Source organism: Shewanella sp. ALD9 (genome assembly GCF_002836315.1).
In the GTDB taxonomy this organism is placed as follows: domain Bacteria; phylum Pseudomonadota; class Gammaproteobacteria; order Enterobacterales; family Shewanellaceae; genus Shewanella.
In genome coordinates this window covers 207,231-213,805 of sequence record NZ_PJCD01000038.1, presented here as the reverse complement: position 1 = coordinate 213,805, position 6,575 = coordinate 207,231, and the positions used below count along the sequence as shown (strand labels likewise).

The 6,575-nt window shown below is 40.2% G+C and carries 11 protein-coding genes, 1 tRNA gene and 1 pseudogene; 6 read left to right on the top strand and 7 right to left on the bottom strand.

Annotated features, from left to right (window positions below; genetic code table 11):
* Nucleotides 1-24: 24 nt before the first annotated feature.
* The 7 genes and pseudogenes from CXF88_RS15425 to CXF88_RS15395 form a co-directional block, all read right to left on the bottom strand.
* Nucleotides 25-270 (bottom strand): hypothetical protein, encoded by a 246-nt coding sequence (locus tag CXF88_RS15425; RefSeq protein ID WP_101087645.1) that lies wholly within the window; start codon nt 268-270, stop codon nt 25-27.
* Nucleotides 271-537: 267 nt separating this feature from the next.
* A complete protein-coding gene (locus CXF88_RS15420; RefSeq protein WP_101087644.1) occupies nt 538-804 on the bottom strand; it encodes a hypothetical protein in 267 nt (88 codons plus the stop codon).
* Nucleotides 805-887: 83 nt separating this feature from the next.
* Nucleotides 888-1,232, bottom strand: a complete 345-nt coding sequence (locus CXF88_RS15415) for an energy transducer TonB (RefSeq protein WP_101087643.1) — start codon at nt 1,230-1,232, stop codon at nt 888-890.
* A 37-nt stretch (nt 1,233-1,269) separates the two neighbouring features.
* Entirely contained in the window at nt 1,270-1,620 is a 351-nt protein-coding gene (locus tag CXF88_RS15410) for a hypothetical protein (RefSeq protein WP_101087642.1), read from the bottom strand.
* Nucleotides 1,621-1,841: 221 nt separating this feature from the next.
* Nucleotides 1,842-2,069 carry a hypothetical protein gene (locus tag CXF88_RS15405; RefSeq protein ID WP_157822819.1) on the bottom strand — a complete coding sequence of 76 codons (228 nt, stop codon included), beginning with the start codon at nt 2,067-2,069 and terminating at the stop codon, nt 1,842-1,844.
* 251 nt (nt 2,070-2,320) lie between these two features.
* A pseudogene (locus tag CXF88_RS15400) lies at nt 2,321-2,545 on the bottom strand (transposase); the annotation flags it as partial.
* A gap of 154 nt (nt 2,546-2,699) precedes the next feature.
* Nucleotides 2,700-2,789: transfer RNA gene (locus tag CXF88_RS15395), tRNA-Ser, on the bottom strand.
* A 339-nt stretch (nt 2,790-3,128) separates the two neighbouring features.
* Between CXF88_RS15395 and punR the strand changes: the two genes are divergently transcribed.
* The 6 genes from punR to CXF88_RS15365 all read left to right on the top strand — a co-directional run bounded on the left by punR (nt 3,129) and on the right by CXF88_RS15365 (nt 6,376).
* Nucleotides 3,129-4,031 (top strand): DNA-binding transcriptional activator PunR, encoded by a 903-nt coding sequence (gene punR, locus CXF88_RS15390; protein WP_101087640.1) that lies wholly within the window; start codon nt 3,129-3,131, stop codon nt 4,029-4,031.
* Nucleotides 4,032-4,248: 217 nt separating this feature from the next.
* Nucleotides 4,249-4,908: a Bax inhibitor-1/YccA family protein gene (locus CXF88_RS15385; RefSeq protein ID WP_101087639.1), complete on the top strand. Its 660-nt coding sequence runs from the start codon at nt 4,249-4,251 to the stop codon at nt 4,906-4,908.
* 65 nt (nt 4,909-4,973) lie between these two features.
* The gene (tusD, locus tag CXF88_RS15380) at nt 4,974-5,363 is read left to right on the top strand and encodes a sulfurtransferase complex subunit TusD (RefSeq protein ID WP_101087638.1); all 390 of its coding nucleotides are present in this window, start codon (nt 4,974-4,976) and stop codon (nt 5,361-5,363) included.
* Nucleotides 5,364-5,382: 19 nt separating this feature from the next.
* Complete coding sequence (gene tusC, locus CXF88_RS15375; protein WP_101087637.1) at nt 5,383-5,739, top strand: sulfurtransferase complex subunit TusC; 357 nt, start codon at nt 5,383-5,385, stop codon at nt 5,737-5,739.
* The gene (gene tusB, locus CXF88_RS15370) at nt 5,736-6,044 is read left to right on the top strand and encodes a sulfurtransferase complex subunit TusB (RefSeq protein ID WP_101087636.1); all 309 of its coding nucleotides are present in this window, start codon (nt 5,736-5,738) and stop codon (nt 6,042-6,044) included. The genes tusC and tusB overlap by 4 nt, the downstream gene beginning before the upstream one ends.
* On the top strand, nt 6,038-6,376 hold the full coding sequence (locus CXF88_RS15365; RefSeq protein WP_101087635.1) for a TusE/DsrC/DsvC family sulfur relay protein: 339 nt from the start codon (nt 6,038-6,040) through the stop codon (nt 6,374-6,376). The genes tusB and CXF88_RS15365 overlap by 7 nt, the downstream gene beginning before the upstream one ends.
* Nucleotides 6,377-6,575: the final 199 nt, after the last annotated feature.

Here is a 6,575-nt window from a genome sequence, read left to right as displayed (position 1 = left end):
GTTGGGTTGGGTGGCCATGTTTTGTCATCGGGGTGGCCATGTTTTGTCATCGACGTAGCGAATAAAGTCATTAATGCGCGTTTGATGGTCAATAGACTTGATGATTTTTTTGAGTGCTCCGGCAACATCAATGTTACGGATGACCGCTTCTGCTCTGTCACGAGTCAGTAAGGAGACTTTTACGTCAAAAGGGAAGCCCTTGTCGCGTAAATATTTGGCTAAGCAGATACGCGTGAAGTATACATTGTTGGGTGCTCGATAAAGATACATTGTCTGAGTCAATCCTTATGGAGAGCCCCTCAAACGCCAGAAACAAAAAAAGCCGTTGATAATCAACGGCTTTTTTTGTATTTAATGTGGCGGAGGGATAGGGATTTGAACCCAAGCAATCAGACACAAAATAAAATTAAAATTCATTATAATCAATCACTAATCGAAAAATCACATCTCAGATAGTGAACATTCGTAGTCGATATATGACATTTAAATATTTATATAATCTTTTGTCAAGAAATCCATAGTCTCTTGTTAGCTGTTTTATCGCAGGTGTTGGTTTATTTTTAACTTTTCCAATAGTACACCTAACTCTTTTTGAGTACATCCATCTTTGAAGTGAGACTCGTCTGCAAGATGTATAATTGAAAAAACACAAGACCAATACTCTTTGTCTTCCTCTGGAATTGAATCAGGTGCTTTATCCGCTAATGCCCAAGAATATTCTGATATTTCATCATGAGATAATTCACCAGATAAGTATCTCTCTAATTTAGCAATTAATGGCGAAGTTTGAATGTTAATACTCATACGTATCCGAAACAGCTAACGCCCCAATATGCCGACGAAACGAGCGCAGCGAGTTGAGGTCGGAATAATTGGTTTATTATACGTCATTTCTGCTGAAAATGAAAAGTTGCCTTATTGGTAACTTTAACCACTTCTCCATTAACTGTCGCGGGAGTAAATAGCCATAACTTAATAGCCTCTACTGAGTCGTAACCTAAGCTTACCGGGTAAGCATCAATAACGTTAACATCTTCCACTTTGCCTGATTTCACCACGGTAAACTCTATAGTGGCAAAGCCACTGACATTAGAAGTATTTTTAGCCCAAATCTTCAATTCGAGAACTTCATTGAGTTTAGGGGTATAAACTAGATTTCCTTCATTAGGCATGACATCAGTTGCCCCTACGACAAAAGGGAAAAGTAATGAAATTAACAGTACAAATCTCATAGAGGCCACCTTGACCAAGTCCGATTGCTTGCGCTTGTTATACGCCGCCACATGTAATTCCCATGCATTTTTCTACTGTTTTTGTAGATATATCTATTTTGCAATGTTGAGTAATTGAGTCTTCAATTTTCAGCATCACCTGCCTGATTTTGTCGATATCAGATTGAGGAGGACGACGATTAATACCAAAGTAGGTATGATTAAATTCAACAATACCCTTATGGTTAGTTCGGAAATAGAAATTTCCATTTAAACCATCATAGGTATATAGAATCCTGCTAATCACTTCTGGTTGCTGTATCCCACTCAAAGTTAATTCCCGGCCACCCTCCTCTGAGCGGTACTCGACATCAGAGACTCCTTGAACTGATTTTGTCGCTTTTACCATACACTAAATGGGAAGTTGCACAGAGCCAATGGATGAGTAACGAGTAATACCATATATCGTGTCGCAACCGCCTAAAATAGCGAATAGCAATGTCGCAAAAAGTATTTTTCCAAAACTCATGCTATGCATCCTCCCGCGTATAACGCCTAGTGAATGGGCAGCTTTGTGGCGAAGCCACGCTTAAAGCTGTCCAGCCCGAAGGGCGATCATTGCACGCCTTGTTATGAGTTGAATGTGGCACTGATGTAACCCGCTATTTCACGAACCAATGGCTCTGCTGATATTCCTTTTGCTACAACAGTGTAACCTGACCAATTATCCCACTCTAGGCCGACAACTTCATTGCCTCTTTTAAAGTCCTGAAATACCTCGTCGAAGCCAGCAACTTCCTTAGAAACAACCTCAAGACAAAATTTTGCAGCGATTTCATCAGTTACACTTCTGTACATACCACCTTCGATTTTTTCGAAATCGAAAAAGAAAAACGAAGCCACCCATTATTTGAACAAGTAACATAACTCGTTTTCATGGCTTTGGCGAGGGTTACGCTCGATGTACTCAACTCATCAATTTCAATCGATATAACTAAAATATCATTGTTAAATAAGTGATTTATGGTCATCAAAGAAATTCGGCACAGCAGAAAAATTTGATAGTTATCAAGTGTCAGGTGAATTGTAATTTAAGTGGGGATGATGACTTAAGCGCACAGCCAGCGCTGAAAATTTGCAGCGCCTTGTCGTCGTTTTCGGTCTAAATGTTCACAATATTCAGTTAATGCGGGTAATGCTCCGACAGCGCCTTTAAATAATGCACCAAACTCTGTGGTGATTTTAAGCCAATTCTCTGCGGGGATGTTTAGCCTATTAAGTATCTCATGGTTGCTTGAGCTAATGGATCCACGCTTATCTTCTCGAATCAGTTGAAGTGGATGACCATGTTTTAATTTCGAAGACTTAAGTCTTGAATCTTGTGGAGGGATAGCTTGCTTGTAATAAAGAGGAACCCGTGGGTTCAAAGTCCTATCTTTCGCCAAATAAAAAGGCCCGCTATAAATAGCGGGCCTTTTTATTTTAATGTGGCGGAGGGATAGGGATTTGAACCCTAGAACGGGATAAACCGTTGCCGGTTTTCAAGACCGGTGCATTCGACCACTCTGCCATCCCTCCGAGCGGGCGAATAATATGACAATGACTGTTTTGTGTAAAGGGTAAATTGCAAATAATTTGTTAAGTGGTGATTAAACACTCAAGTTAACTGTAATTGGTGTATCGATATGGATTATTCGCTAACAGCTAAGCCTCTATACTGAGGATGAACACAATATGTGGCTTGAAGTGTTCTTAAACGAGCTCAACGGCAGTTGAATTGTGCTAATCAACTTAAGCTGACCATTTTTGTCATTTAAAATGTGATTAAACAGCTGATAGCGGCGACTTTGCTTGATTTGATTAGGCTTAATGTTTACCTTTACTGCAAGTAATTTTGCCAATGCCAAGGATAGCGAGATGCTTTCAGAACAAGCATTCGAGATGATAGATATTGTTGCCCGTGTGGGCAGTTTTACCGCCGCAGCCAATAAGTTGAATAAAGTACCGTCTGCAGTGAGTTACGCCATTAAACAGATTGAAGATGACTTAGGGGTAATATTGTTTGAGCGTCACCATCGCAGTGTCAGTTTGACGCCCGCGGGTGAGCATTTTGTGGCGCAGTCGCGCGAGATAATGACTAAATTGAACAACATTAAACGTGATACCCAGAAAGTGGCTAATGGCTGGCGCCCTTCTTTATCTATTGCGATTGACAATATGGTTCGCGCAGACAAAATCAGTGGCTTGATTGCTGATTTTTATCGCCATTTTACCGACATTGAATTGATTATTCGCTTAGAAGTTTACAATGGTGTGTGGGAAGCATTGTCGACGGGTAAAAGCGATATCGCCATAGGAGCAACCTCAAGTATTCCTGTTGGTGGTACTTTCAAGTCGCGCGATATGGGAATGATTCAGTGGTCTTTTTTAGTCGGTAAAAATCACCCGTTAGCCAAAGCAGAGCATGCGTTAACCGATGATGAATTATTACAATATCCGTCAATTTGCCTTCAAGACACGGCTCATAATATTGCCCATAGGCCAAATTGGTTGTTAAATAACCAGCGCAGAATTGTGGTGCCTGATTGGATCAGAGCAATAAATTGTTTTAGAGAAGGCTTAGGCGTGGGTTACATGCCATATCATTTGGCCGATATTTTTATTAAAGCCGGCGCGCTAATAGAAAAACAACTTGCCACCCCAAAGCAAGACACAGCCTGCTGTTTAGCCTGGAATAATGCCAATATGTCGCCTGCTATGCAGTGGGTATTAGATCATCTCGGCGATACCGAAAAATTAAAAAAAGAGTGGCTTAGTTAAACCACTTTTGCAAAATAAGTTTTTGTTAATAACATTACTTATATAAACGTTTATGTTAAATTAGCGACTATTAAGATGATGTTTGTTATGAATTAATTTTTGTTTAATGTACATTGCTTACGCTATACAAAAGGATTTAGCTTCAGAGTGAAATATATTTTTGTGAAAGATATTTTTCTCGTTGAGCAAATCATTGAGTTAACACCTGGAGACGATAATGAATCAACAATCAGTTATATCACCTAGTCTATCGACTACTGATGTCAACAAAATGCTAAAAAACACTTATATGCTGCTTGCAATGACATTGGCATTCTCTGCTGTTACTGCAGGTTTAGCCATGGCAATCAACATTGGTCCAATGATGTCAATAGGCTTATCGCTTGGTAGCTTAGTGTTATTATTTGTGACCCTTAAAAAAGCAGACAGTGCAGCCGCTATATTTTGGGTGTTTGCCTTTACCGGTATGCAAGGTGCGTCGCTCGGTTACATTCTTAACCATTATGCTGGTATGGCAAATGGCCCTGGCTTAATTATGCAGGCCTTAGGGTTAACCTCTATCATTTTCGTGTCGCTTTCAGCGTATGCGTTAACCACTAAGAAAGACTTCTCATTTATGCGCGGCTTCTTATTTGCGGGTTTATTAGTGATGATTGGTGCGATGGTCATTAATATCTTCGTCGGTAGCTCAATATTATTTATGGCAATGAATGCAGGTATTGCGTTGCTAATGACAGGTTTCATTCTATATGACACTAGTCGTATCGTGAATGGCGGCGAAACAAACTACGTTCGTGCGACTATCTCATTGTACTTAGACTTTTTGAACTTATTCATAAGCCTGTTACATTTAATGGGTATTGGCAACGACGATTAATCGTCGATAGAGTTCATTGACAAATTACGTTAAAATGACCCTACATTAGGGTCATTTTTTTTATCATGAGCAAATTCATCATTCAAGTAAACGGCAGCGTTTATGGCTCTACGGCCAGTTTTCGTGCGTTATCATTTTGTCAAAGCGCATTAGCCAATGGCCATCAAATTATCAACGTCTTTTTCTATCAAGATGGCGTAACCAACAGTAATGCCCTCACCTGTCCTGCATCTGACGAAATTGATATGCATTCAAAATGGCAATCATTGTCATCACAACATTCAATACCGCTAACCAATTGTGTGTCTGCAGCGCTGCGCCGTGGTGTGTTATCAGCGCAAGATGCAACCGAAAACGGCAAACCACAATGGAATAGCAGTGACTCATTTACCATGGGCGGTTTAGGTGAATTAGTGGTCGGTATTGAACAAGCTGACAGGTTGATTAGCTTTTAACGTATGAGTGGAATAGACAATGAAATCACTGGCAATTATGTTTAGGCATGCACCATTGGGTACCACTAGTACCCGTGAAGGGCTAGATTTTGCCATGCTCAGTGCCAGCTTTGAACAACAAGTGAGTATTATATTTACCAATGAAGCGGTATTACATTTGCTGGCAGGCCAAACACCTGAGCAAGCAGGATCTAAAGATTATGTGTCGGCATTTAAAGCGCTTTCTCTTTACGATATTGATACCGTATTGGTGTGTGCAGAGTCAATGCACACATTAGGGCTTCAGCCCAATGACCTTAGTATTGCCGCGACGGTGGCGACTCCAGAGGTGATTAGTCAAACCCTGCAAGCTGCTGATGAGGTGTTAGTATTTTGATATTACATCATATCCAAACATCAGTAATGACTGGCGACGCCTTGACTACATGCCTACGCTATATTCACCCTAACGACAGTATTTTATTGTCTAGCGATGCGGTGAATTGTTTATTACAAACCCAGTGGCAACAGCGTTTAGTGAACATTACTCTGTTTGTGCTACAAGATGATGTTGTTGCACGGGGTTTATCGGATCGCTTGACGATTATGTTAGCCAATAAAGCTGCGGGCTCTTTTGATATTATTGATTATTCACAATTTGTTGAACAATCTTTGTTACACGAGAAGGTGATAACTTGGTAAACTTTTTTGAATTTAATGGCCAACAAATCGAAACCGATCATCAGGGCTATTTAAAAAATGTAAATGACTGGCAAGAGCCTATGGCAATTGCGATTGCCGCTACAGAGAACATTGAGTTAACCGAGCAACACTGGGAAGTTATCCGGTTTGTGCGGGATTTTTATCTAGAGTACAAAACCAGCCCAGCTATTCGTGTGTTGGTCAAAGCGATAGGCCAACGATTAGGAGCAGATAAAGGTAATTCTAAATATTTATATACCTTGTTTCCGATTGGCCCAGCGAAACAAGCAACAAAAATAGCGGGATTACCCAAACCGGCAAAATGTTTATAGTTGATTAGTACTGACAAAAAAGCCCGCTTAAGATAACTTAAGCGGGCTTTTTAAATTGCTAACCTTGACTGAGGTTATTTTGGAAATATATTTTCTATCACTATAAATGCTGCTTGAGCTAGTTGAACAATTACCAACAACATAAAAAAGAAGATAACTGATAAGTAGATAAGCCTACGATTATCACGCCGACTTGAAC

What these genes read in the sequence shown, in the direction of transcription:
- punR (WP_101087640.1), top strand. Translation starts at nt 3,129, where the DNA reads ATGCTTTCAGAACAAGCATTCGAGATGATAGATATTGTTGCCCGTGTG.
- CXF88_RS15420 (WP_101087644.1), bottom strand. Translation starts at nt 804, where the DNA reads ATGAGTATTAACATTCAAACTTCGCCATTAATTGCTAAATTAGAGAGA.
- tusD (WP_101087638.1), top strand. Translation starts at nt 4,974, where the DNA reads ATGAGCAAATTCATCATTCAAGTAAACGGCAGCGTTTATGGCTCTACG.
- CXF88_RS15410 (WP_101087642.1), bottom strand. Translation starts at nt 1,620, where the DNA reads ATGGTAAAAGCGACAAAATCAGTTCAAGGAGTCTCTGATGTCGAGTAC.
- CXF88_RS15405 (WP_157822819.1), bottom strand. Translation starts at nt 2,069, where the DNA reads ATGTACAGAAGTGTAACTGATGAAATCGCTGCAAAATTTTGTCTTGAG.
- CXF88_RS15385 (WP_101087639.1), top strand. Translation starts at nt 4,249, where the DNA reads ATGAATCAACAATCAGTTATATCACCTAGTCTATCGACTACTGATGTC.
- CXF88_RS15425 (WP_101087645.1), bottom strand. Translation starts at nt 270, where the DNA reads ATGTATCTTTATCGAGCACCCAACAATGTATACTTCACGCGTATCTGC.
- tusC (WP_101087637.1), top strand. Translation starts at nt 5,383, where the DNA reads ATGAAATCACTGGCAATTATGTTTAGGCATGCACCATTGGGTACCACT.
- CXF88_RS15415 (WP_101087643.1), bottom strand. Translation starts at nt 1,232, where the DNA reads ATGAGATTTGTACTGTTAATTTCATTACTTTTCCCTTTTGTCGTAGGG.